General features: G+C 71.4%; 21 protein-coding genes. 6 read left to right on the forward strand and 15 right to left on the reverse strand.

All coding sequences use genetic code 11. From position 1 onward, the window contains the following. Positions 1-74: 74 nt before the first annotated feature. Both ACFHWY_RS21620 and ACFHWY_RS21625 read right to left on the reverse strand, forming a co-directional pair. Positions 75-491: a VOC family protein gene (locus ACFHWY_RS21620; RefSeq protein ID WP_416582104.1), complete on the reverse strand. Its 417-nt coding sequence runs from the start codon at positions 489-491 to the stop codon at positions 75-77. Positions 492-606: 115 nt separating this feature from the next. Then, the gene (locus ACFHWY_RS21625; protein WP_416582056.1) at positions 607-1,476 is read right to left on the reverse strand and encodes a sigma-70 family RNA polymerase sigma factor; all 870 of its coding nucleotides are present in this window, start codon (positions 1,474-1,476) and stop codon (positions 607-609) included. Between the two features lie 132 nt (positions 1,477-1,608). On the opposite strand from ACFHWY_RS21625, the gene ACFHWY_RS21630 reads away from it, so the two are divergent. From ACFHWY_RS21630 to ACFHWY_RS21640, 3 genes are all read left to right on the forward strand, one after another. Continuing rightward, the gene (locus tag ACFHWY_RS21630; RefSeq protein WP_416582057.1) at positions 1,609-2,001 is read left to right on the forward strand and encodes a VOC family protein; all 393 of its coding nucleotides are present in this window, start codon (positions 1,609-1,611) and stop codon (positions 1,999-2,001) included. A gap of 28 nt (positions 2,002-2,029) precedes the next feature. After that, positions 2,030-2,335, forward strand: a complete 306-nt coding sequence (locus ACFHWY_RS21635) for a DUF1905 domain-containing protein (RefSeq protein WP_416582058.1) — start codon at positions 2,030-2,032, stop codon at positions 2,333-2,335. Positions 2,336-3,047: 712 nt separating this feature from the next. After that, on the forward strand, positions 3,048-3,743 hold the full coding sequence (locus tag ACFHWY_RS21640; protein WP_416582059.1) for a hypothetical protein: 696 nt from the start codon (positions 3,048-3,050) through the stop codon (positions 3,741-3,743). Positions 3,744-3,827: 84 nt separating this feature from the next. Here ACFHWY_RS21640 and ACFHWY_RS21645 read toward each other — a convergent pair whose 3' ends face one another. Then, complete coding sequence (locus tag ACFHWY_RS21645) at positions 3,828-3,965, reverse strand: hypothetical protein (protein WP_416582060.1); 138 nt, start codon at positions 3,963-3,965, stop codon at positions 3,828-3,830. 113 nt (positions 3,966-4,078) lie between these two features. On the opposite strand from ACFHWY_RS21645, the gene ACFHWY_RS21650 reads away from it, so the two are divergent. Next, on the forward strand, positions 4,079-4,405 hold the full coding sequence (locus ACFHWY_RS21650) for a hypothetical protein (protein WP_416582061.1): 327 nt from the start codon (positions 4,079-4,081) through the stop codon (positions 4,403-4,405). A 280-nt stretch (positions 4,406-4,685) separates the two neighbouring features. On the opposite strand, the gene ACFHWY_RS21655 is transcribed toward ACFHWY_RS21650, so the two are convergent. The 9 genes from ACFHWY_RS21655 to ACFHWY_RS21695 form a co-directional block, all read right to left on the reverse strand. After that, positions 4,686-5,513 carry a transcriptional regulator protein gene (locus ACFHWY_RS21655; RefSeq protein WP_416582062.1) on the reverse strand — a complete coding sequence of 276 codons (828 nt, stop codon included), beginning with the start codon at positions 5,511-5,513 and terminating at the stop codon, positions 4,686-4,688. 453 nt (positions 5,514-5,966) lie between these two features. Continuing rightward, entirely contained in the window at positions 5,967-7,337 is a 1,371-nt protein-coding gene (locus ACFHWY_RS21660) for a M20/M25/M40 family metallo-hydrolase (protein ID WP_416582063.1), read from the reverse strand. Beyond that, positions 7,334-8,500, reverse strand: coding sequence for a hypothetical protein (locus ACFHWY_RS21665; RefSeq protein ID WP_416582064.1), 1,167 nt, complete (start codon positions 8,498-8,500; stop codon positions 7,334-7,336). The genes ACFHWY_RS21660 and ACFHWY_RS21665 overlap by 4 nt, the downstream gene beginning before the upstream one ends. A 31-nt stretch (positions 8,501-8,531) precedes the next feature. After that, positions 8,532-8,822, reverse strand: a complete 291-nt coding sequence (locus ACFHWY_RS21670) for a hypothetical protein (protein WP_416582065.1) — start codon at positions 8,820-8,822, stop codon at positions 8,532-8,534. Between the two features lie 58 nt (positions 8,823-8,880). Continuing rightward, positions 8,881-10,158, reverse strand: a complete 1,278-nt coding sequence (locus ACFHWY_RS21675) for a coproporphyrinogen-III oxidase family protein (protein WP_416582066.1) — start codon at positions 10,156-10,158, stop codon at positions 8,881-8,883. Beyond that, positions 10,146-10,853: a hypothetical protein gene (locus ACFHWY_RS21680; protein WP_416582067.1), complete on the reverse strand. Its 708-nt coding sequence runs from the start codon at positions 10,851-10,853 to the stop codon at positions 10,146-10,148. The genes ACFHWY_RS21675 and ACFHWY_RS21680 overlap by 13 nt, the downstream gene beginning before the upstream one ends. Before the next feature lie 194 nt (positions 10,854-11,047). After that, positions 11,048-12,178, reverse strand: coding sequence for a glycine cleavage system aminomethyltransferase GcvT (gene gcvT / locus ACFHWY_RS21685; RefSeq protein ID WP_416582068.1), 1,131 nt, complete (start codon positions 12,176-12,178; stop codon positions 11,048-11,050). A gap of 305 nt (positions 12,179-12,483) precedes the next feature. After that, positions 12,484-13,863, reverse strand: coding sequence for a condensation domain-containing protein (locus tag ACFHWY_RS21690; protein ID WP_416582069.1), 1,380 nt, complete (start codon positions 13,861-13,863; stop codon positions 12,484-12,486). A 55-nt stretch (positions 13,864-13,918) separates the two neighbouring features. Next, complete coding sequence (locus ACFHWY_RS21695; RefSeq protein ID WP_416582070.1) at positions 13,919-14,791, reverse strand: LLM class F420-dependent oxidoreductase; 873 nt, start codon at positions 14,789-14,791, stop codon at positions 13,919-13,921. A 346-nt stretch (positions 14,792-15,137) separates the two neighbouring features. On the opposite strand from ACFHWY_RS21695, the gene ACFHWY_RS21700 reads away from it, so the two are divergent. Then, a complete protein-coding gene (locus ACFHWY_RS21700; RefSeq protein ID WP_416582071.1) occupies positions 15,138-16,421 on the forward strand; it encodes a glutamine amidotransferase-related protein in 1,284 nt (427 codons plus the stop codon). Beyond that, positions 16,325-17,263: an anthranilate synthase component I family protein gene (locus tag ACFHWY_RS21705; RefSeq protein ID WP_416582072.1), complete on the forward strand. Its 939-nt coding sequence runs from the start codon at positions 16,325-16,327 to the stop codon at positions 17,261-17,263. The genes ACFHWY_RS21700 and ACFHWY_RS21705 overlap by 97 nt, the downstream gene beginning before the upstream one ends. An 18-nt stretch (positions 17,264-17,281) precedes the next feature. Here the strand turns inward: ACFHWY_RS21705 and ACFHWY_RS21710 are convergent, their stop codons facing one another. From ACFHWY_RS21710 to folP, 3 genes are read right to left on the reverse strand one after another with little or no spacing between them, the layout of a single operon-like run. Then, the gene (locus tag ACFHWY_RS21710) at positions 17,282-19,048 is read right to left on the reverse strand and encodes an AMP-binding protein (RefSeq protein ID WP_416582073.1); all 1,767 of its coding nucleotides are present in this window, start codon (positions 19,046-19,048) and stop codon (positions 17,282-17,284) included. Continuing rightward, a complete protein-coding gene (locus ACFHWY_RS21715; protein ID WP_416582074.1) occupies positions 19,041-21,629 on the reverse strand; it encodes a type I polyketide synthase in 2,589 nt (862 codons plus the stop codon). The genes ACFHWY_RS21710 and ACFHWY_RS21715 overlap by 8 nt, the downstream gene beginning before the upstream one ends. Beyond that, the gene (folP, locus tag ACFHWY_RS21720) at positions 21,626-22,432 is read right to left on the reverse strand and encodes a dihydropteroate synthase (RefSeq protein ID WP_416582075.1); all 807 of its coding nucleotides are present in this window, start codon (positions 22,430-22,432) and stop codon (positions 21,626-21,628) included. Before folP ends, ACFHWY_RS21715 begins: the two co-directional genes overlap by 4 nt. Positions 22,433-22,463 lie beyond the last annotated feature (31 nt).

The following is a 22,463-nucleotide window of genomic DNA, read 5'->3' on the forward strand; positions in this document are numbered from 1 at the left end:
ACGCGGTGAGGTCGGTCAGCCACAGTCGGTCGGTGTGTCGGCAGGGAAGCCGGCGACATACCAGATTGCGGGGGCTATCGGCCGCGAGTCTGGGTGAAGCGCAGCGCGTTTCCGGAGGGATCGCAGAATGCGCAGTCGCGGACGCCAGAGGACTGGTTGATTGGTTCTTGCATCACGTCGGCGCCCGCGGCCTCGAGGCGCTCGAAGGTGGCGTCGCAGTCGTCGGTCACGAAGACAAGACGGCCCATCAGGCCGTTGTCCATGAGGTCCGTTATCGCCTGCCGGTCAGCCGACGTGGCGCCAAAGTGCACGCCGGGTAGTTCGAGGACGATCTGCACGTCCGGCTGCGATGGCGGGCTGACGCTGACCCAGCGTATCCCCTCGAATTCGACGTCATCGCGCACCTTGAAGCCGAGCACGTCGCGGTAGAAGCCGAGCGCCTCGTCCAAATCATGGACGGCGAGCGGGTAATACGAGAGCCTGATTTCCATGCCGGTCACGCGTCACTTTCGCAGGGCAGGTGCTGGTCGGTGACCAGCGCACGGGCCACGTCGGGCGGGTAGTGGGTGGCTGTGAACGGGTCTGGTATCTCGTCCTGCGTGGGGGTCACCGCCGCTCCCTGTTGCTGGTGCTGAGAAAGACGATGTCGAGGTCGCGGAGCCGGTCGGGGTCGGCGTCGATGGTGATACCGGTGATCTTCTCATTGCTGACGGTGAACGTGAAGACGGCCTTAGGTATGCCCCGGCGCGCGTAGACGGCCGCCGGAACGCCGTCGACCAGAGCGGGCCGGGCAGCCTGAGCTCGTCCGGCGAACGTTGCCGCCACCGCGTGGGCGCCGCGGAACTCGTCGGTCACAGCATTCGGATCGAGCAACGCGAGCAGGGCGTCGAAATCACCGTTGCGGGAGGCCGCCAGGAAGGCGGCGATGATTTCCCGCTTGCGGGATCGTGCGGCCTCGGATGCTGCGGCCGCTCCCTGCACCCGGCGCCGAGCCCGGCTGGCCAACTGCCGGGCCGCCGCCGGGGACCGGTCGGTGATGGCGCCGATTTCCGCGAACGACACGTCGAAGACGTCGTGTAGGACGAACGCGAGCCGTTCGGCGGGAGTCAGCGTGTCCAGCACCACCATCAGCGCCACACCGACCGATTCGGCAAGTAGCGCCTCGTCCTCGGGGCCGACCTGGCCGGTTGGGATGCTGGCCTGCCTCGTGGCTGGCTCGGGCGGCAGCGCACCGGCCGGCTCCTCACGCCGGGCCCGGCGCGCCTCGAGCATGTTCAGGCAGACCCGGGCGACGATCGTGGTCAACCATCCAGCCGGATTCTCCACCTGGCCGGTCTCGGCGCGGCTGACCCGCAGCCACGCCTCCTGCACCGCATCCTCGGCATCGCTGGGTGAGCGGAGCATCCGGTAGGCCACCGCATGCAAACGGTCCTGGTGCTCGGCGAACCGCTCGCTCAGCCAGTCCTGCTCGACCATCTGTCACGTTCCTCCGTCCATGCCTGTCATACCAATTGACCGGCGAACCCAGGCCGTTGTGACATCCCGGGCCTAGCACGGATGTCTGGCCTGCTGGTTCGGCCAGCAAATCGAAATCACAAGGAGCGAACCGTGTCACTGCCCGTGAGTGCAGTCCTGCTCGGCGTCAAAGACCTGGACCGTGCCAAGAAGTTCTATGCTGGAGCCTTGGGGTTCAAGATCGACAAGGACACCCCCAACTTCGTTTCGTTCAGCCTGGGCGAGGGATCCCTGCAACTGGCTCTCTACGAATGGGGGGCAGCGGCACAGGACGCTGGCGTCTCCGCGGAGGGATCCGGCTTCCGGGGCGCCTCGTTCCACCTCAACCCCGACTCTAGGGACGTGGTGGACGAGACCATCCGCAACGCGGTGACCGCCGGCGGTAGCGTTGTCAAAGCGGCGGCCGCAGCCCAATGGGGCGGGTACTACGGGTACTTCAGCGACCCGGACGGCTATCTGTGGAAGGTCACCACCTACGCATCCTGACCCCGCACCGATCGGCAAGGAGCACGGCGTGAAGTTTCGCACCCTCGTCGAGCCGCCCGAGACCATGCGAGGGCTGGAAGTTCCGCCCGGAGTGGTGGAGGCGCTCGGCGGGGGCGCGCAGCCGCCAGTGACGATCACGGCCAACGGGCATTGCCGGAAAAGCCGGATCGCTACTATGCGCGGCCGCCACCTGCTCGGCCTCAGCGACACCAACCGGCAGGCCGGGGGTGTTGCGATCGGCGACGAGGTCGAGGTCGAACTCGACATCGAGCCGCGTGTCGTCGTCGAGCCTGCGGACTTCGCCCGAGCGCTGGACGACCGCCGCGGGCGGTAGCCCGATCAAGGACCGAGCCGAGCCGCGCCGCGCCCCCGGACCGGAGTGATGCTGCAGCACGGCGGGTTCACCGGCTCGCTCACCGTACGGGAGACGGTGGAGATATGGCGGTCTTTGACCGTCCGGTCTCGGTCGCCGCCAAGGACTCTCGGACCGTAGTTTCGCTCGCCTGCTCCGCCTGCTCCGTCAGACTGCGGATAGACGCCAGTTCCTGGTCCCGGGCCCGCGCCACGAACTGGCCTAAAGGCGAGATCGTCGCCGCCGCACTGCACCTGACTCACCTTGAATACCGCTACCCACCCGAATCTTGCCGAGATCACCTCACTGCTCGGATCGCGGCACGAGCTCGTACTCATAAATGATTGCCTAGCCCTGGGGTGAACCCCGAGTCCATGTCGGGGGACGTTGCGGACGTACGCCGGGGTTTCTCACGGATGCGCGCATGATGGGGTCGGTCATAGTGTTGCGTCCACGACGTCACCGCCCGATAGAACCAGGTGAGGCAGTGCGCTCCGATCGAATCCTGGCATGAGGCACCGCGCGGAGCGGAGCCGCAACCGACCTGGCCGAGAGGATACCGAGATTCGTATGACCGACATGAGAACGAAGCTTTCAGTGCTCCTCTCGAAGGAAGAACCGATGACCATCCGAACGAATACCCCGAACCTGCTCGACAACCCGCCATCCGACGACTGAAACGAAGGGGTAAGAGATGAGATCACCGCAGAACACCGCCATCACGCCAGCCCGCAGTTGGTTAGTTCGACGCCGGCTCGTCGGTGCCGCGGCGATCGCGTTCGCGGTGTTGGTGGTGATCGAGAACGTGTTGTTTGCGGTAACGGGCGCGCTGCCCTTCGGTGCTCCGATCGAGGAAGTGCTGGCCTACTACGCGGCCAACCGCGACGCGGTCGCGATCGTGTCCGGTCTGGTAGCCCTGTACCTGCCGCTGCTGCTCGTGTTCGTGACGGGCCTGCACGGTCTCGTGGAGCGGCGCGGCGGAGCGGGCGCCGACTGGTCGCGCCTCGCCTTGGCCGCTGGCGCGACGCTGTCGGCCATCTTCGTGCTTGTCAACGTCCTGCAGGTCGGGCTCGCGCTGTCCGCCAGCGGGCTCGCCGAGCCGACGCCCGCGTTCGAGCTCGTCTGGCAGATTCACGCGGCGGCGTTCGCGCTGGCGCTGCCGACGATCGGCACCACCTGCATCGGCGCGGCCCTCGCCGCGCACGCGAGCGGGCTGACTCCGGCTTGGCAGCGCCTGCTGGGCCTCATGGGCGGGAGCCTGCTGCTCGCCACGGGGCTCGGCAACCTCGCGATCGCCGACGGCTCGGCGCTGATCTTCGTCGGGCTCCTAGGCTTCGTCGCCTGGCTCGTCTGGCTGCTCGCGACCGGCGTGCGCCTCGTCCGGTCGTGACCGAGATGAGGGCGGCGCCGAGGTCGCTCACGCTTGCGGGGGACTCCGTGGAGGCCCGCGGCAGACAACGACGAGCTTCAGTCTTCAACGTACCGCCCACCGGCCGGACGGCAGGTGGGCGAGTAGCCCGCTGATCAGATCCGCGTTGACCTGCTCGATGTTCGCGTGGGCCCGGTGTTGTGCTTCGGCCTGGATCAGGGTGAACGGGCTGTCGGTGGGCACCGCGTGATGACGGTAGGCTGGCAGGAGTTCTTCCTGGCCAGAGGCCTGGGTGGCTTCGTCGCGGCGGATGCGGCGCACGATCAGCCGAGCGGCCACCGCGTGCCGGGTGCCGGGTGCCGGCGAACGCGGTGTACTCGGTTTCGGCGATCTGCGCGTCGGAGATCACCGCGGGTGCGCTGGCCCAGCTCGGCCACCCGCCGGTCGCCGTGCTGACCGGTGCGCACGGAAGGCCGATCTGGCCGGACGGCGTGGTGGTGGGGGGCATGACCCACTGCGCAGGCTACCGGGCTGCGTCCCTCGCCCCCGCCCGTGCTCGCCGCGATCGGGGTGGACGCCGAGCCGCACGCCCCGCTGCCGAGGGGATGCTGGGCGCGGTGTCCCTGCCCCCGGAGCGCGACCACCTGGCGGCTCTCACCGCCGGCTCGCCGCGGACGGCCTGAGGCCGGCTGCTGTTCAGCGCCAAGGAGTCCGGCTACAAAGCCTGGATCCCGCTGACCGGGCGGTGGCTTGACTTCTCCGAAGCGAATCTCCGCTTCGACCCGGCGGGGGACGTTTCACGCCCGGCTACTGGTGCCCGGCCCGGTTCTGGCCGGCACGGACGCCCCCTGACCGCCTTTACCGGCCGCTTCCGGACCGCGAACGGCTTCGTCCTCACGGCAGTGACGGATCCGGCACCGAACTGGGCTGCGCGGCGGGCGGAGAGGTCGCCGCCGCCCCCTGTCAGGCTATGTCGTCCAACTGCTGCGCGAGATCGGCCGCGAAGGCTGACCACTCGTCGGCGCAACCTGCCGCGAGTTCGGCGACGACGTAGGCGCAGTGCGGCGGAACACCGTTGACCACTTTCCGCCACGCCGCGGCCCCTTCCGCCTGGCTGGAGAGCCAACGCAGCAACGAACGGCCGGTTTCGCTGAACCGCAGGGCCGGGTCCCCCTTCAGGATCTCCAACAGCGTCTGCACGTCTCGGCCGCCGCGCCTAACCCCCCACAGGACGGGTCGCTCGCCACGCGGACCGGTGACGGGATTCAGATCCTCGCCGGCTCGCTGGAGTTCCGGCACCGGGTCGATGCCACGGCGCATCCGCTCCCGTACGTCCCGCACGGTGGCCGGCGACAGCCCGACGATGCGAGCCACCTCACGCAGCGAGGCCTCCGGGCGTTCAAGAATCACATTGCTGGCCTCCCGACGGGCCTCGGCAGTGTTCAACGGGCGAACCCGGCCATCGCGTCCGATTCGTGCCCCGGCACCAGCGTTCACGGCTCCACCGCGCGCCCGGACGGCCGCCACCGTGCGGGCGGCCAGCCCGGTGACGCTGGCGATCCAACGGTCCGACCGCTGGGGCAACATGTTCACCAGTTTCGCTGCGGCGGCCTCCCGGTCGGCCAGCGAAAGGGGAAGGCCATGCATGACATTGGCCTGCACCGCCGCGACGAAACCCGCTGCCTCATCGCCGTCGAAGTACTCGACGGCGATGGTGTCCTCGCCGCGTTGCATCGCCGCCCGCACCCGGTGCATGCCATCGAGGACGCGCCGGGTGGTCCGATGAACCATGATCGGCGGTAGAGGGCCCTCCGACTCCGCGAGAAGGTTGATGTGTTCGGCGACTTCGCCCGCGAGCCGAGGCGAGTCACCGAGCACCAATGAGGAAATCGGCACACGCATCGGAAAGCCGCGCTCGACCAGTGCCATGAGGCCCCCGTATCCGTGGACTGCGCTCAGGTGATTGAAGCATCGTCATCGTCGATCCGTTCGAAGCGGCTGCAACAGTTGCAGCCACCACGGTGTTGCGCTCCCGCGCGACGGTGCACGACCAGGCACTCCGTGGATTGCGCAACCCTGGGAGGACATTGAATGAAACGGATCCCTCACGTGATCATAAGGGTGTTCTCCCGGCACGACCTCAAGGACCACCCCCCACCGATGACAGCATCGCTTATCTTTGCCCCGACCGTGCCAACCTCGGGCTCTCGCCGGCCAGGATCGCGCGGTCGACGGCGGCGTACGTCACGCCGTCGGTGCCGCCCCGATCAGCCCGTACCGCGCCAGGCCCTCCCACAGCTGACACAGCAGCACCAGGGAATCCTGGTCGATCCGCTCATCAGTGCTGTGGAACATCCGGAAAAACTCGGTCGCCGGGATGCGCTCACTGAACAATCCGTAGCCGTAGCAGGGCACATCGAGCGGCCGAACGTGGCGGCCGTCGGTCGTCGCCGCGGAGATCGCCGGCACCATCACCGCACCAGGCAGCAACTCGGCAGTGACCCGCTCCAGTGCCATCCACAGGGGTGCGCGTCGGTCGGAGGCAGAGCCGGGCCGCCAGCCCGCGAACTCGACCCGGACCCCGTCCAGCCCGTCGAACAGCCCGCTGATCACGGCGCGGACCTCCGCCTCCGACTGCCCCGGCGCGACCCGCACGTCCAGGTCGATCTCGACCCGACCGGGAACCACGTTGCGCTTGGCGCCGCCCCGCACGATCGTCGGCGTGACCGTGGTCCGTGTCACCGCGTGGAAGTGCCGCGCCAGCCCGAGCGGTACCGCGGCGAGCGCCTGGTCGAAAGTGTGCGGGTTGGACAGTGCGCGTGACCACGCCTCGGGCAGGTCCATGCCGTCGACGTACGCCAGCCACACGTCGTCGACGACCGGCGCGGGGCGGTGCTCGCGGAGTCGTTCCAGGACCGGACCGAGCCGGTACAGAGGGTTTTCGGTGCCGTAGGGGAACGCCGCGTGCGCGCTGTGCCCGGCCACGACGACCCGGGCTCCGAGGGCGCCCTTCTCGCCGACGAAACACTCCAGCCGGACCCCGACACCGGTCCGCAGCGGAAATCCGCCGGATTCGGTGACGACGCTGCGGCCCCGGAACAGCTCAGGCCGGTTAACGGCGAGCCAGCCGGCACCGTGGTGCCCGCCGGCCTCCTCGTCCGCCACCGCGAGGAGGGTCACGTCGGCCGCCGGACGGAACCCGGTGCTGCCGAGGTGGCGCAGCGCGACCGCCATCGTCGCCGTCATACCGAGCATGTCCACGGCGCCGCGTCCCCAGACCACACCATCGATCAGCGCGCCGTCGAACGGGGGCACGGACCAGCCGGCACCGTCCGCCGGGACGACGTCGGTGTGCCCCATCAGGACCAGGCCCCCCGGCGGGCCGTCCCGGCCGGGCAGGGTCGCGATGAGGGAGCCCCGCCCCGGGCACGGTTCGACGATCTCCAGGTCCAGCCCGGCGCCGGTCAGGTACTCGGCCAGGAAAGCCGCGCTGGCGATTTCGCCACCGGACCCGGTGGTGCCGTCGTTGACGCACCGGTGCCGGATGAGTGTCCGCAGGACCTCGGTCGCCTCGTCCTGGTAGGTCTTCGCGGCCCCGTCCGCTCCGGTCGTCACGCCGCGGCCCGCACGTCCAGGACGACCGGCCGGACCGGGCCGGAGATGGCATGGAGCTGCGCGAAGCTCGGCGGTGGCGGGACCGTCCGGAGCTGGGCGGCGTCCTCCACGGCGGCGGTGGCGCGCTCGGCCAGTCCGGCGGCCACGGCCAGCCACGGGCCCGGCAGCATCGCCACGTCCCCGTCGGTCGTCGCCACCCCGGCCGGTGCCTCCCGTACCGCGAGCACCCGCCCGGTCGTCGTCAGCCACGACAGCGGCGAGCCGGCCACGAGCGGGGACATCGCCGCCGCGGCCCGCCTGGCGAGCATCCCGACGGTGGTTCCACCGACGACGAACACCCGCAGGTCGAAGCGGTAGTCCCGGTCACCGTCGGCCAGGGTTGCCGGTTCGATCCACGGCTCCACGACGTAGTCCTCCCGTCCGGCGCCGGCGTCGACGATCCCGCGCAGTTCGCCCCAGTGACCGCGGTGCACCGACCTGCTGCCCGAGCCGTTGCGGGGTTTGAGCACCAGCGGTCCCGCTCCGTCGAACGGCGCGGCCGAATGCGCGACGGCCTCGACGGCCGGTACGTCCCCACCGATGCCCCCGCACAGCCTTCGGGTGGTGAGCTTGTCGATGCAGAGCGCGGTCGCGGCGCGGTGGTTCACCACCGGGCCCGGCCACCGGATGTCGATCTGCGAGCGGTTCCACACGGGCAGCCCGGTCGGGTCAGGCTCCGCCGTCCACAGCCGGGCAGCCGCGGCCGCCTCGACCACGCGAAGGCGGCCACCGGCGCACACCACGGCGGCGGTAACGGCGTCGAGATCCTCGACGACGCCACGGATGCGGACGTCGTCGACGAAGGCGTCGGCGCCGACCGGGCGCCAGCTGCTGACCTGGTCCACGACGACCTCGGCGCCCCCGGGTAGCGCGAACGCCTCCGACAGCACCACGCCGACCTCACCGCGGGGCGCCGCGGCAAGCAGGTCCACGGCGAGCGCGTCGACGGCGCCGCGGGTCGGCGCGACGCCGTCGACCCGGATCGCCGAACGGGCCAGCAGCAGCGGCCGGTCGTTGATCTCGATGAGGTGAGGCACCCCGTCAGGGGCGATCACGACATCGACGCCCGCGATGTGCAGCCGCCCGAGGGGCCGGACCGGGCGATGCACCGCGACCGGTGTCATGGCGTACCGCCCGTACCGACGACGGTTGTCGTCAGTGGGCCCCGACCAGCTGCGCGGCCTTGTTGCGGGTGGGCGTCGGGTTGTCCTCGACGATTTCCTGCCAGCGTTGCCGCAGCTTGCCCAGTCGCGGCGCGTACGGTGACAGTGACGTCCCGGTGACGATGTCGACGACCGCGAGCATCTCCGCGGGCGTCAGGTCGATACCACCTTGGGAGACCGCCCGGTACGGGTCGGCCTTGAGGTCCGGCAGAAAGCTCTTCGGGTCCTTCCGGGCCACCTCGAGCACAAACTCGATCTTGCCGAGTGCGTGCGCCAACAGCATGTTGGTCCTCCTGTCGTGGGAACGGGTTCCTTGCCGTGTTCGTGTTCCTCGCGCTGGTTCACCCGGTGGCGAACCGTTTCATCACCTCCGTCGCGTAGCGGACTCCGTCCGCGGTCAGCGTCCACCTGCTACCGTCGACCAGCAGTAGTCCTTCAGCTATTAGCGTGTCGCGTTCCGCGGCGAAGGTTTCCTCGACGGTGACGCCGGCCTGCGCCTCCAACGGCGCCACGTCGATGCGCAACATGCACAGGCTCATCGCCAGGTCCCGGGCGAGCTGGTCACGGGGAGTCATCTCGATCGCCTTGCCGACCGGGCGGCGGCCCTGGCGCACGCTCTCGTCATACGCGGCGTGGATGACGTCGTTCTCCCACAGCCACCTGCCGTTGCGGCTGTAGGCGGCCGGGCCGAGGCCGAGATAGTCCGAACCGTCCCAGGTGGTGATGACGTAGTCGCAGTGGTGGCCCGGTCGTGCGAACTCGGTCAGGGAGTACGGCGGTAGCCCGGCCTCGGCGAGGCGATCGTGACACATGACCCGCATCCGGTGGATCTCCTCGCGGGGGGCCGGCGCCGGCGACTCACCGAGGCGGATCGCCCGGTCCAGCAGCTCGTCCTGGAACACGATGAGCTGGTACGCCGAGATGTGCGGCACCCCGAGGTCGACGGCCTGGTCGAGGGTCTCGCGCCACATCTCGACGCTCTGGCCCGGCAGGCCGTACATCAGGTCGATGTGCACGTCCTCGAACCCTGCCGCCTTGGCGTCACGCACGGCCCGCAACGCCTGCTCGGTGGTGTGCGACCGGTTAAGCCTGCGCAGCAGGTCGTCCTGGAACGCCTGGATGCCGATGCTGATCCGGTTGACGCCACCGGCCCGGATCTCCTCGAGGTCTGCTTGTGTCTTGGTGCCGGGCTCGGACTCCAGCGTCACCTCCGCCTCGGCGAGGCCGAAGCGGTCGCGCAGTTCGCCGATGAGGCGGACGATGTCGGCGTTGGGCAGCAGCGAGCCGGTGCCGCCACCGATGTAGACCGAGTGCACGGCCGCGGCGGAGAAGTCGTCGAGGTTCTGGACGGTGTCCAGCTCCTCCCACAGTCGCGCGGTGAAATTAGGGATCGACGACCGGCGCAGCCGCTTGCGCTCGAAGGTGCAAAAGGTGCAGATTTTGCGGCAGAATGGCACGTGGACATAGACCGAGTAGCGGCCCCACCGCCGTTCCGGGACTTCTGCGTCCCGCTGCCACATGAACTTCGGCGGGTGGTGGAACACGTAGGCGCCGTCCGAGCGTGGCTCGGGCTCCGCGCCCGGCATCGTCGTCGGGGCTTCGAGGTTTACCGTCGCCACGCCAGGATCCCTTCAGGTTGCTCGCCGATCGGGCAGGAGTTGATGCACTCGCGGCACTCGATGTACGTCTGGGCGGTGAGGGCGATGGCCCGGCTCCTCGGGTTCCATGGCGCGGCCACGAGCTGCGCGCAGGGCACCGCGTCGAAGTCGTCGACCGACAGCGCCCCGGCCGGGCAGTCGTTGATGCAGTTCATGCACTTGACGCAGACGTCCTCTGGCACGGCGGGGGTCTCCGCGCCGAGAGGTTCCGGGGTCGCCAGCGCTTCGATCTGCAACCAACTGCCGTACCGGGGGTGCAGCAGCAGGTTGTTCCAGCCCCGGTTGCCCAGGCCGGCCAGCTCGCCGACCTCGACCATGGAGACGCCCTCACTGGTGAGCCTGGTGAGGCTCACCAACTCCTCTCCCCCGGCCGCCGCCGAGGCCTGCATCGCCTCGCGGGCCCGGGCCAGGACGTAGTTCGCCATCAGCGAGCGGTACTCGCCGTGGTGATGCCACACCCACAGTCCCTCGTCCGTGACCGGAACCGCATACGCCAGCACCCACCATCCGGCAACCGTCGACATCGCGGCGTGCGCTGCGGTCGGAACCCTGTTGAGATGGTGGTCGTTGAGCCGGAAGACACCATGCACCGCGTCGGGGATGACGCCCTCGAGCGCGGTGACGAGCCGCTGCCGACGCTGCTCTCCGGCCGTCATGCCGGGTCCGGCCGAGTCGTCCGTAGCGGAGCTGATGCCCACGGGCTGGGCCGAAGTCGTGTGCCAGTGCGCACTGTGACCCCCGTGAAATTCAACGATGTACGTCGATATTTACACTCGCAGCGACGCCAGGGGTTGTCAACGCGGCCGGTTGTACGCCGCCACCGGTCCACGGTTCAGTGACCGGTCCCGGCTCATCCGGTCTCGGCGGGCTTCGTCGGCGGCCGGTAGAACGGCGGCTCGACTACCTGGTAGCGGCTCACCGATCCACGGACGTCGACGTCGACGTCGGTGCCCGCAGCGGCGTACGCCGGCTCGACGTAGGCCAGAGCGATCGGATGGCGCAGGGTCGGCGAGAGCACCCCGCTGGTAACAGTGCCGACCGCTTCGCCCGAGGCGGGATCGAGCACGCGGCTACCCTCCCGCGCGGCCCTGCGCCCCGTGCCGGTCAACCCGACCAGCACCGACCCCCGCGGGTCCGCAGCCGACGCCTCCAGGGCCGCGCGACCGACGAAGCCGCACGCCTTGTTGAGCCGGACCGTCCAGCCCAGCCGCGCCTGGAACGGCGTGACCGCCGGGGTCAGCTCATGGCCGTACAGCGCCATGCCGGCCTCCAGTCGCAGCGTGTCACGGCAGGCCAGCCCGGCCGGTACCAGGCCGTGCGGGGCTCCGGCGGCCAGCACCGCGTCCCACACCACCTGCGCATCCGCCGGTGCCAGATAGAGTTCGAAACCGTCCTCCCCGGTGTACCCGGTCCGCCCCAGCAGGGCGGGCCGGCCGGCAACGGTGCTCGTCGCGCAGCGGTACCGGCGGATTCCCGCAAGGTCGACGCCGGCCAGCGGGCCGAGGACGGCGGCGGCGCGGGGGCCCTGCACGGCCAGCAGGGCGTACTCGGCCGAGGCGTCGCGGAGCCCTGCCTCGTGGCCGCCCAGCCTGGCGAGCAGGGCGTCGTGCACCAGGCCGACGTTCGACGCGTTCGCCACCACCAGGAACTCCTGCTCGGCGACCCGGTACACCAGCAGGTCGTCCAGGACCCCTCCGCGTTCGTCGCAGATCAGCGTGTACCGCGCCCGGCCCACCTCCATGCCGGTGGCGTCGAGAACGAGCGCGTAGTCCAGGAATGCCGCGGCCTGCAGACCGTCGACGACGAGCTCCCCCATGTGCGACAGGTCGAACAGCCCGGCGGCAGTGCGCACCGCATGGTGCTCGGCGAGGTGCCCGGCGTAGCGCAGCGGCATCCGCCAGCCGCCGAAGGTGGTGAAGGTGGCACCGACGCGGGCGTGCACCCTGGCGAGCGGGCTCGCCAGCGCCACCGGCTCAGGCATCATGGCGGTCCCTTCAGGACGAGGAAGAGGGCTCCCCACCGTAGCCGAGCGACTCCTTCATCGGCGTCTCCGTCATTGCCGGGTGAGCGGTCCTCAGCCGCCGGCCGCGGCGCCCTGTCAGCCCGCAGCCGGTCGGCGCGCTCCAGGTCGCCGAGGTGGAACGCGCACAGGGCCAGCGCGGAGGCGATCCGCGGGTACAGCCGGCTCCGGCCGCCGATCGAGGCGCGGTAGCTGGCCGTCAGGTAGTCGTTCGCGGCGGCGTATTGCTCACCCCGTTCTCTGCGTTTCCCGGTGCTGCGACGCGGTCACGCCGCTCCCCGCAGCACAGCGTCGGCGGTCCTCCTCGCCTCCGCGACGGACATGGTGGGATGCCGTGCCGTCAACTCCAGGACCCGGTGGACGGCGTCGAGGAACAACTCACCGGAGGCGAGGTCCTGCGGGTCGTGGTGCAATAGCACGGTGATCCGGTCGATGCCCTCGACCATCAGTCGGATGCCGATGTTGTGCGGGATCCTCGGCGGGCGGTACGTCGGTGGTGGCGGGACGTCGATCGAGTGCCCGTCCAGCGCCCCGAAGCGCATCGGGCTGAACGGCAGCCACACGTTGATGGTGACCCGGCGGTACTCCATGATCCGGTCCAGCGACGCGACGTCGACGAGGTTGAACGTGCCGAGCGCCGGACTGCCCATATTGACTTCGGCGAACGCCGCCACCCACCCGCCGAGTTGCTCGTGGCCGTCCGCCGGGGCGACGGTGATCGGCGACTCCCAGAGCGGTGCCTGCATTCTCGCCACCGCTGGGGTCCGGCCGTGCCGAGCGAACGTGATGGGCACGAAATCCCGGTTCTCGACGGCGGCGAGGACGATCGTCACTGCGGCGTAGTAGAGGTAGTTCATTGGCGCCCCGGTCACCTCGGTGGCCTGCCGCAGCGCGGCGTGGGTCCGCGGCGGCACCACCCGCGCGACCCGCTCCGTGGACCTGCGCTCCCGCCACGACCGCCACCGGCAGCCGGGCATGACGGCCGAGAACGGCGGTGGTTCGACGGCGCGCTGCCAGAACCGTGCCGTGGCCGCCACCCTCGCCGTGTCCCGCTGCGCCTCGCGGGCGAAGCGTAGGAAGCTCGGCACGGTGGCCTCGGCGACCGCGCCGTCCTCGTCGCCTTCGGCCAGCCGGCCGTAGACGCTGCTGACCAAGCGGGCGGTCATCATGTTGGACAGCCGGTCGGCGACGCTGTGGTCGATCTCCATGCTGAGGACGTGGTCGTCGGCGGCGAGACGGGCCAGCACGAAGACGGCCAGCGGGCCGTCGCGCAGGTCACCCACCAGCGCGCTGGACCGGGCCAGGACGGCCCGCAGCAACTCCTGACGCCGGTCGCTGGAGGGGTGGCGCAGGTCGACGACGCAGACCGGCACGCTCGTCGGCCCGCCGTCGGGGACCAGCAGGTACCGATCGCCACCCCAGCGCAGCCGGGCCCACAGCGCGTCCATGCCGGCCGTGACCAGGTCGACGGCAGCGAGCAGGCGCGCCCGGTCCAGCGACCCGCGGATGCGGTAGACGAAGCCGCCGTTGTCCAACGGGCTGGCGACGGGGTGGTTGTCGGCGTCGCGCCCCGCGCGCAGGCACACCTCGCGCTGCATCCCGTACGCCTCCAGCACCGCCGCGTCTCCATCGGTGACCACCGTCATGCCGATTCACCTCTCACCGCGTCGCGTGCGCCGGCTGCCAGTACCGTCGTTCCGATCAGAACGCCGCCACCGCCGGCACCACCTTCTCCGCCAGGACCTCCAACGGGTCGATGCGCCACACGTCGGCGACCGCACCGATCGCGCTCTGCACCCCGTACTCGGCCAGGAGACCGAGGTCGTCGATGATGCGGCCGACGTTGGCGCCGCCCGGCCCCGGGTCGAACCGGTAGTAGCAGGTCTTGTGGATGGAGTCGTAGTCGCGGCCCTCACGTTCGCAGTGCGCCCGCAGCACCTCCAGGCTCTGCGGCAACGACGCGTCCGGCCACATGCTGCACGCGTCCGCGTACCTCGCCACCAGCCGTAAAGTTCTGGTCGGACCCGTCCCGCCGATCAGGATCGGCGGGTGGGGCCGGGTCAACGACTGCGGCGCGTTCAGCGGACGGTCCAGCCGGTGGTGCCGGCCGTGGAACGGCCGCTCGTCACCGGACCACATCCGCAGGCAGATCTGCAGGGTCTCCTCCAGCCGCTCGAACCGCTCCGCCGCCGGCGGGAAGGGCAGGCCGAGACCAGCGGCCTCCTCGCCGTGCCAGGCAGCGCCGATGCCGAGCCAGGCACGGCCACCGGACAGTACGTCGAGGGTCGTGACGATCTTGGCGAGGAGGCCGGGAGGCCGGTACACCGTGCCGGTCACCAACGTCAGCAGCCGGACCCGGCTGGTGTGTGCGGCGAGGAACCCCAGCAGCGTGTACGCCTCCAGCATGTTGTCCTCCGAAGGCCCCATGACCGGCGCCTGGAAGAAGTGGTCGACGGTGGCGAGGTAGTGGAACCCTGCCTCGTCGACCGCCGTGGATATCCTTGCCAGATCCGCGCCCAGCCCCGGCGGGCCGTTCGGCCAGGTGAATTCCGGGATCTGCACTCCCAGCCGCATCGTTCCTCCCCCGTGCAGGTGGTTCCCGGCGGATCGTTGGACAGGCCCGTGCGCCAGGACATTGATGCCGACGATGCGGATCCGGCCGCGCAACGGGGACGATAGCAACGGACCGGATGGCGCACCAGCGATCAACGCGGCCACCGCACAGACGGCCCCACCAGCGACGAAGCGTTGGCTCGCATACTGATCCGTTGATACATTGCGACCTCCAGCCGGGCCGCGCCGAAGGCCGCGCACCGACCGGCACCCGGTGGCGGGAAACACGCACCGACCGACCACCCGCCGTGGGCAGTCGATCGACCGGAGCCGGGCCGCCACCCACTCCGACAAAGGACGGCAGACGATGCTCAAGGTGCAGCGGGTCCTGCTCGTCGACAACTACGACTCCTACACGTACAACCTCTACCAGCTCATCGGCCTGGTCACGGGTGCCCCGCCGATCGTGGTGCGCAACAACGCCATCCCCTCGGCGCGCGCGCTGCGGGCAGGATTCACCCACGTGGTGGTCTCTCCCGGCCCTGGGCATCCGGCCGATCCGCGCTACATCGGGCAGTGCTCACGCCTGCTCACCGAACCGGTACTGCCGGTGCTCGGCGTCTGCCTCGGTCACCAGGCGCTGGCGGTGGCCTTCGGTGGCACGGTGCGGTCCGTCCCGCCCCGGCACGGACATGTCAGCAGGGTCCGGCACGACGGCCGCGGCGTGCTGCGCGGCCTGCCCCAGCAGTTCGCCGCGGTCCGCTACCACTCCCTCGCGGTGGTCTCGGTGCCCGACGAGCTGGAGGTCGCCGCGGTGGCCGAGGACGGCACCGTGATGGCATTGCGGCACTGCCGGCTACCCCTGCACGGGGTGCAGTTCCACCCCGAGTCGATCAGTACGGTTCACGGCGAGCGGCTGCTGCGCAACTTCCTGGACGTCGACACTGCCGTGACGCCGAACCACGTCCGGGCCCGCGTGTCCGCGGAACCGACGGCGACGCTGCTGTACCGGGAGGTGCCGTGGCGGGAGCCGGAGGACGTGTTCGTGCGGCACTACGCCGACCGCCCCGTCGCCTGCTGGCTGGACAGCGCCCGCAGCGCGGACGACGCCGCCCGGATGTCCTACATCGGCGCGCCGGAGGGGCCACGGGCGCACACGGTGACCTATCGGATCGGCGACGGGCTGGTGTGCCAGCGGCCCGACGGGCAACAGACCCGCGAGCCGGACGACATCTTCGGCTTCCTGCACCGGCAGCAACGTGAGCCCCGGGTCCGCGGCGACGCGCCGTTCGCCTTCCAGGGTGGCTACATCGGCTACCTCGGCTACGAGCTCAAGGCGCTCTGCGGCGCGCCCCAGGTACACGAGGCGGAACCCCCGACGCCACCTTCGCCTACGTCGACCGGTTCCTGGTGTTCGACCACGAGCCGCGCCGCGCATATGCCGCGGCACTCGCCCGGCCGGGCGGGCAGGCCGGCGCGACGGGGTGGCTGGACAGGATGGCCGGCCTGCTCGCCACGACGCCGGTGGCACCCCCACCGGCCCGCGGCGGCACGTTGTCGCGCATCGGCCGCTCGCTGGGCGAGCAGGCGTACGCCGAGGCGTTCCAGGCGGTACAGCGGGCGCTGCGCCGGGGCGAGTCCTACGAGGTGAACCTCACCTACCAGGTACGGATGGAGTGCACCGCCGACGCGACGGAGTTGTACCGCTGGCTGCGGCGGGCGAATCCGGCGCCGTACGCGGCGCTGCTGCGGCTGCCCGCCGTGTCGGTGCTGAGCTCGTCGCCGGAGCGGTTCCTCCGAGTCGGCCGCAACGGCACCGTGGAGGCAAGGCCGATCAAGGGGACGCTGCCCCGTGGCCGGGACGCCGCCCACGACGGGGCGCTGCGCCTATCCCTGGGCCGCGACCCGAAGACGTTCGCCGAGAACCTGATGATCACTGATCTGCTCCGCAACGATCTGGGGCAGGTGTCGCAGCTGGGCACGATACAGGTGCCGGCACTCATGGTTACCGAGTCGTACCAGACGGTGCATCAGCTCGTCACGACCGTACGCGGCGTGCTGCGGCCGGACGTCAGCCCGGTGCAGTGCGTCCGCTCTGCCTTCCCCGGCGGCTCGATGACCGGCGCGCCGAAGCTGCGGACGATGGAGATCATCGACGAGGTCGAGCCGGTCGCGCGGGGCGTCTACGCGGGAGCGTTGGGCTATTTCAGCCACTCCGGCGACGTCGATCTCAGCATCGTCATCCGCACCATGGTGCTGACCGGCAACCGACTGAGCATAGGAATCGGCGGCGGGGTCGTGGCGGCGTCCGAGGTGGACGCCGAACGCGCCGAGGCGGAGCTGAAGGCCGCGGCCCTATTGTCGGCGCTGCGGGCGGCGTGCGCGGCGCCGGACGGCGAGCCCGGGTCCGGGCCGCGGCACGAAGGCCACGGCCCAGGGCGACCATGTGACGGGGCGACCGGTGGGAGCCGGCACCACAGCCGGTCCGGGTGAGCAGGTGGGGCGTCGGAACTACCGATCCTCTGCCCGGCGCAGCTGCTCGGTCACGACCTCGGCGAGATCGCGCAGGGCTGGGTTCTCGGCGACCTCCCGGGCCTGCACCGCGACGCCGTAGTCGGACTTAATCCGCCGGCACAACCGCAACGCGGCCAGCGAGTCACCGCCGTGTTCGAAGAAGTTCGTCCATCCGTCCGGCGCCTCGACGCCGTTCACCAGCTCGGCGACGACCCCAGCCAGGTACGAGACGACGGTCGCCTCGTCGCGCAGCGCGGCCTCGACCCGGCGGACGCGTGCCAGCAGCTCGGCGGCGTCCGCCCGGACGACCTTCCCGGCGGCGCTGCGCGGCACGGCGGGCACGAAGTACACCGCCCGCGGCGCTCGGTCGGCCCCGACCTCGTCGATCACTACACGCAGCAACTCCCGCCGGGTGACCTCGCCGGACGGCACGACCAGCGCCACCGGGATCGCCCCCAGCGACGGGTGCGGGGAGGGCAGGACCACGGCGTCGCGGACGGCGGGGTGCCGCAGCAGTACCGCCTCGAGCTGCGCCGGAGCGATCTGCAGGCCGCCGACCGTGAACACGTCCCCGCGGCGGCCGATGAGGTGCAGCCGGCCGTGGTCGTCGAGGAACCCCAGGTCGTCGGTGCCCACCCAGGCAGCCACGGCGTCCGGTCCCAGGGCCGGCAGACGACCGGAGAGCGCGACTGTCCGACGGGCCCGCACACCCCGGGTGCGCAGTTGCACCCGGCCTGTGTCGCCGGGCGCCGCGATCGTGCCGTCGCCGGCGATCACCCGCACCTCACGGCACTCCCACGGCCGCCCGGCGTTGACCGCCTCGTCCGGGGTGTACGCCCAGTCCGTGCCGGCCGGCCACGCCTCGGTGCTGCAGTACGAGTTGACGACCGTCGCGTGGGGCAGCACCTGCCCCAGGTACGCCAGCGCCTCGGCGCGTACGGGAGCCCCGGACACACACACGACCTCGACCGGGCCAGCCTTGTCCCACGGCAGGTCCGGAGTACGCAGCAGGGCCTCGACCATCGCCGGGACGAGGAAGGTCACCTCGATGGGGGCCCGGCACAGCCGGTCGACAAAGTCCTCGGGCCGGAACCCGCCGGCGACGTACAGCCGCGCTCCCGGTGTCTGCATCGCATCGATGAACACGGTATGCGCGAACGTGTTGCCGAAGGGCAGCACCAGCAGGTAGCCGCTGCCGTCGCCGGGCTGGGACGGCGACTCCTCGGCGGTGTACCGCACGGTGAGCGTGTCGTGGCTGGACAGCACCGCCTTCGGCGGGCCCTCGGTGCCGGCGGTGAAGGAGATCTCCGCCGGATCCGAGCCGTGCAGTTCGGGCAACGGCGACGGCGCCTCAGGATGCCCGGCCAGGTCGAGGTCGGCCACGACGGGCCAGGGGCCGTCCGGTACCTGCAGCTCTCCGTGGCGGACGGTCACGGCACCGAGCAGCGGCTGCGGCGTCGCGGCGATCGCCGGGTACAGCGCGACCGGCACGGGCACCGCGACACCGCCGGCGAGCAGGACGCCGACGTAGCTGACCGCGAAGTCGGACCAGTGCCGGTCGTCGGCGACCAGCAGCACCGGGTCACCGGGCCGCACACCCCGGGCGACCAGGCCGTACGCGGCGACGAGCGCCCGGTCGTACCACTGTCGGCAGGTCGTCTCGGCACCGTCGGGGCTGACCAGCGCGACAGCGTCCGGCTCGTGGTCCCGCCGCCACCGCAGCGCGTCGACGATGGTGCCGGCCAGCCGTGGTGCGTCAGTCATCGAACCGTCCCTTCGAGGTGTCGACTTCGGTCAAGAGGGCCGCCGGAGCCGGGCACCCGGCGTCGTCGTCGGCGACCGCGAGGTACTGCCGGCGCTGGTAGGGGTAGCCGAGCAGCGGCACGCGGCGGCCCTGCCGGCCGGTCCACACGCCGCGCCAGTCCGGTTCGACGCCGTGGCACCAGAGCCGGGCCAGCGCGGACAGCGTCGCCACGGACTCGCCCCGGCGGTGGATCGTGGGCACTGCCAGCGGCACGCGGCCACCGTCGTCCTCGGCGACCGTCTCGACGAGACCCGTGAGTGTCTGACCAGGTCCGACCTCCACGAACACCTCGGCGGTGGCCAGTGCCCGCCGGGCGGCGGCGTGGAAGCGGACCGGTGCACGGAGCTGCCGCACCCAGTAGCCGGTGTCCAGGGCGTCGTCGTCGGTGAGCCAGTCGCCGGTGACCGTGGAGACGACCGGCACGCGCGGCAGGCGCGGCGCCGGCCCGTCGGTCACCTCGGCGAGGTGGGGCACGGTCGGTTCCAGCAGCGGGGAGTGCCCGGCGTCGGTGACCCGCGACGCCTGGACCGTCACACCGGCCCGGTCCAGGAGTGCGCTGCGGGCCGCGACCGTCCGCGCCGCGGCCGGCAGCTCCAGCCAGCCGGCCACAACCGCCGCCGCGTACTCCCCGGCGCTGTGCCCGAGCATGGCCGACGGGCGGATGCCCCAGGATGTCCACAGCCGGGCCGTGGCGACCTCCACGGCGAACAGGGCTGGCAGCGTCACCGCGGCCCCAGGCGACTCCGCCCTGGTGCTGCCCGGGCCGGCGCCGGGCAGGGCCGGGCCGCTGGCTCCGCCGAGGTACCCGTCGAGGTCACCGGCGACGTGCGGCCGCAGCGCCGCGAGGCACTCGTCGAGGTGCCGGCGGTACACCGGATAGGTGTCGTACAGCTCGCGGCCCATGCCGGCGTACTCGACGCCGAGGCCGGGGAACAGGAAGACGACCCGGGGACGGCGGACCACACGGGCGGCGGGCAGCGGCCCGGTGAACGACGCGACGGCCCTGGCGCCGCCGGTGCCGGCCGTTGCCGCCACGACCGCGACCCGATACGTGTCGTGGTGGCGGCCCCGCTGCAGGGTGAAGGCGACGTCTCCCAGCGGTGCGGAGCCCGCGCCCAAGTGCTCCTCCAGCCCGCTGCGCAGGGCGGCCACGGCCGCCGGGGTGCGGCCGGACAGCGGCAGCAGTTGCGCCGCGGACCCAGGACCGGGCTGGTCGGCGGGGCGGGGCGGTGGCTGCTCGATGACGACGTGCGCGTTCGTACCACCCGCGCCGACGGATCCCACCAGTGCGCGCCGCGGGCCGTCGCCCGCCGGCCAGGCGGTGCATCCGGTGGCGACGGTGAACGGGCCCGACACCAGGCCGAGGTCCGGGTTCGGTTTGGTGAAGTTCGCGGTGGGCGGGACGACCCCGTGGTGGACCATGAGGGCCGCCTTGATGAGCCCGGCCACCCCGGCGGCGACCCCGGCGTGGCCGATGTTCGGCTTGACCGAGCCGATCAGGCACGCCCCCGGGGTTGTCACGCCCTGCTCCCGGAAGACCATCTCCAGGGCGGTTACCTCGACCAGGTCGCCGACCGGGGTGCCGGGGGCGTGGCACTCCACGTAGCCCAGGCTGGCGGCGGTGACCCCGGCGCGGGTGAGCGCCCGGCGCATCGACGCCGCCTGCCCGTCCCAGGTCGGGGTGGTGAAGTTGGGCCGGGCGGCCCCGTCGTTGGTGACGGCAGAGCCGTGGATCACCGCGTAGATGTGGTCGCCGTCGGCGAGGGCGTCGGCGAGGCCCCGCAGCACCACGACGCCTGTGCCGCTGGAGAGCACGGTGCCGTCGGCGGACGCGTCGAAGCTGCGGCAGTGGCCGGTCACGGACAGCATGCCGTCCCCGGCGCTGCGGTAGCCGCCAGGCCGCACCCTGGTCAGGTCGACCGCGCCGGCCAGGGCCAGGTCGCAGTCGCCGGAGCGGATCGCCTGGCACGCCAGGTGCACCGCGACGAGCGAGGTCGAGCAGAGTGAGGCCACCACGACGCCCGGCCCGTCGAGACCGAGCCGGTGGGCGGCGGTGCCAGCGAGGAAGTCCGGTTCGTTGCGGTTCTGAATCTCGGTCTCGGAGAACAGTTCGGCCAGACGCCGGTTGCGCGCGACGTGCTGGGTGCCGTACGGACTCCGGCTGGCACCGGCGAAGACACCGACGGACCCACGGCCGGTGCGGTGCTCGTGGCCGGCGTCGAGCAGAGCGGTGTGTGCGCACTCCAGGAAGATCCGGAACCCGGGGTCGGTCGCCTCCGCCTCCAGATCGGTCAGACCGAAGTACTCTGCGTCGAAGCCGGCGATGTCGTCGAGGAAGTAGCCGCGCGGCACGTGACGCCCCGCCGCGGGCTGCCGCGCCGGTGTGTCGTCCGGCTCGACCTCCGTGGCCGCGACCGCGCCCCGCACGAGCAGCCGCCAGAACCCGTCCAGGTCCGCGGCTCCCGGGTACCGGCAGGCCATGCCCACGATCGCGGTGCGCGCGTCCGGTTCGAGCTCGGCGGCGACACCCACCCCGGTCACGAGCCCGCGCTGCCGGTCGGGCGGCGCCCGGCACCGGTCGGCCAGGGGGTCAGCGCCTGCGCGACCCGGATCGCCTGCACGGTGGCGGCCACGTCGTGGACCCGGAGGATCTCCACTCCGCCGAGCACCGCGTGGACCGCGACGACGAGCGATCCGGGCAGCCGGTCGGCCGGGTCGGGGGCCGGGCTGATCTGGTGGATGAAGGACTTGCGGCTCGCCCCGACGAGGACCGGGAAGTGCGCGGCGAGGCCCGGCAACGTCCGGAGCAGCTCCACGTTGTGATCCAGGTTCTTGCCGAACCCGATTCCCGGGTCGACCCACACCTGGGGGACCCCGGCGGCGCGGGCCTCGCGAGCCCGCTCCAGCAGGTAGCCGCCGACCTCACCGACGACGTCGTCGTAGGCGGGCCGGTGCTGCATGGTCTGCGGCTGACCCTGCATGTGCATCACGACCCAGCCCACGCCGTGGTCGGCCGCGACCGTCCACAGCAGACCGGCGACGTCGTTGATGATCTGGGCGCCCGCGTCGACGCAGCACCGCGCCACCGCGGCCTTCCGGGTGTCGACGGATACCACACACCGGTGCGCGAGCGCCTCCACGACCGGCAGCACCCGCCGCAGCTCTTCGTCCTCGGGCACCGGTGCCGCGCCGGGCCGGGTCGACTCGCCCCCGACGTCGATGATGTCGGCGCCCTCGGCGAGCATCCGCTCGGCACGGGCGACCGCGGCGGCGACGCCCATCCACCGGCCGCCGTCGGCGAATGAGTCCGGCGTCACGTTGAGGATGCCCATTATGCGTGTCATGCGGTGCCTCTCCTGTCGTCGGGCACGCGGC

This window comes from Micromonospora sp. LOL_024 (assembly GCF_048060415.1).
Taxonomy (GTDB): Bacteria; Actinomycetota; Actinomycetes; order Mycobacteriales; family Micromonosporaceae; genus Micromonospora.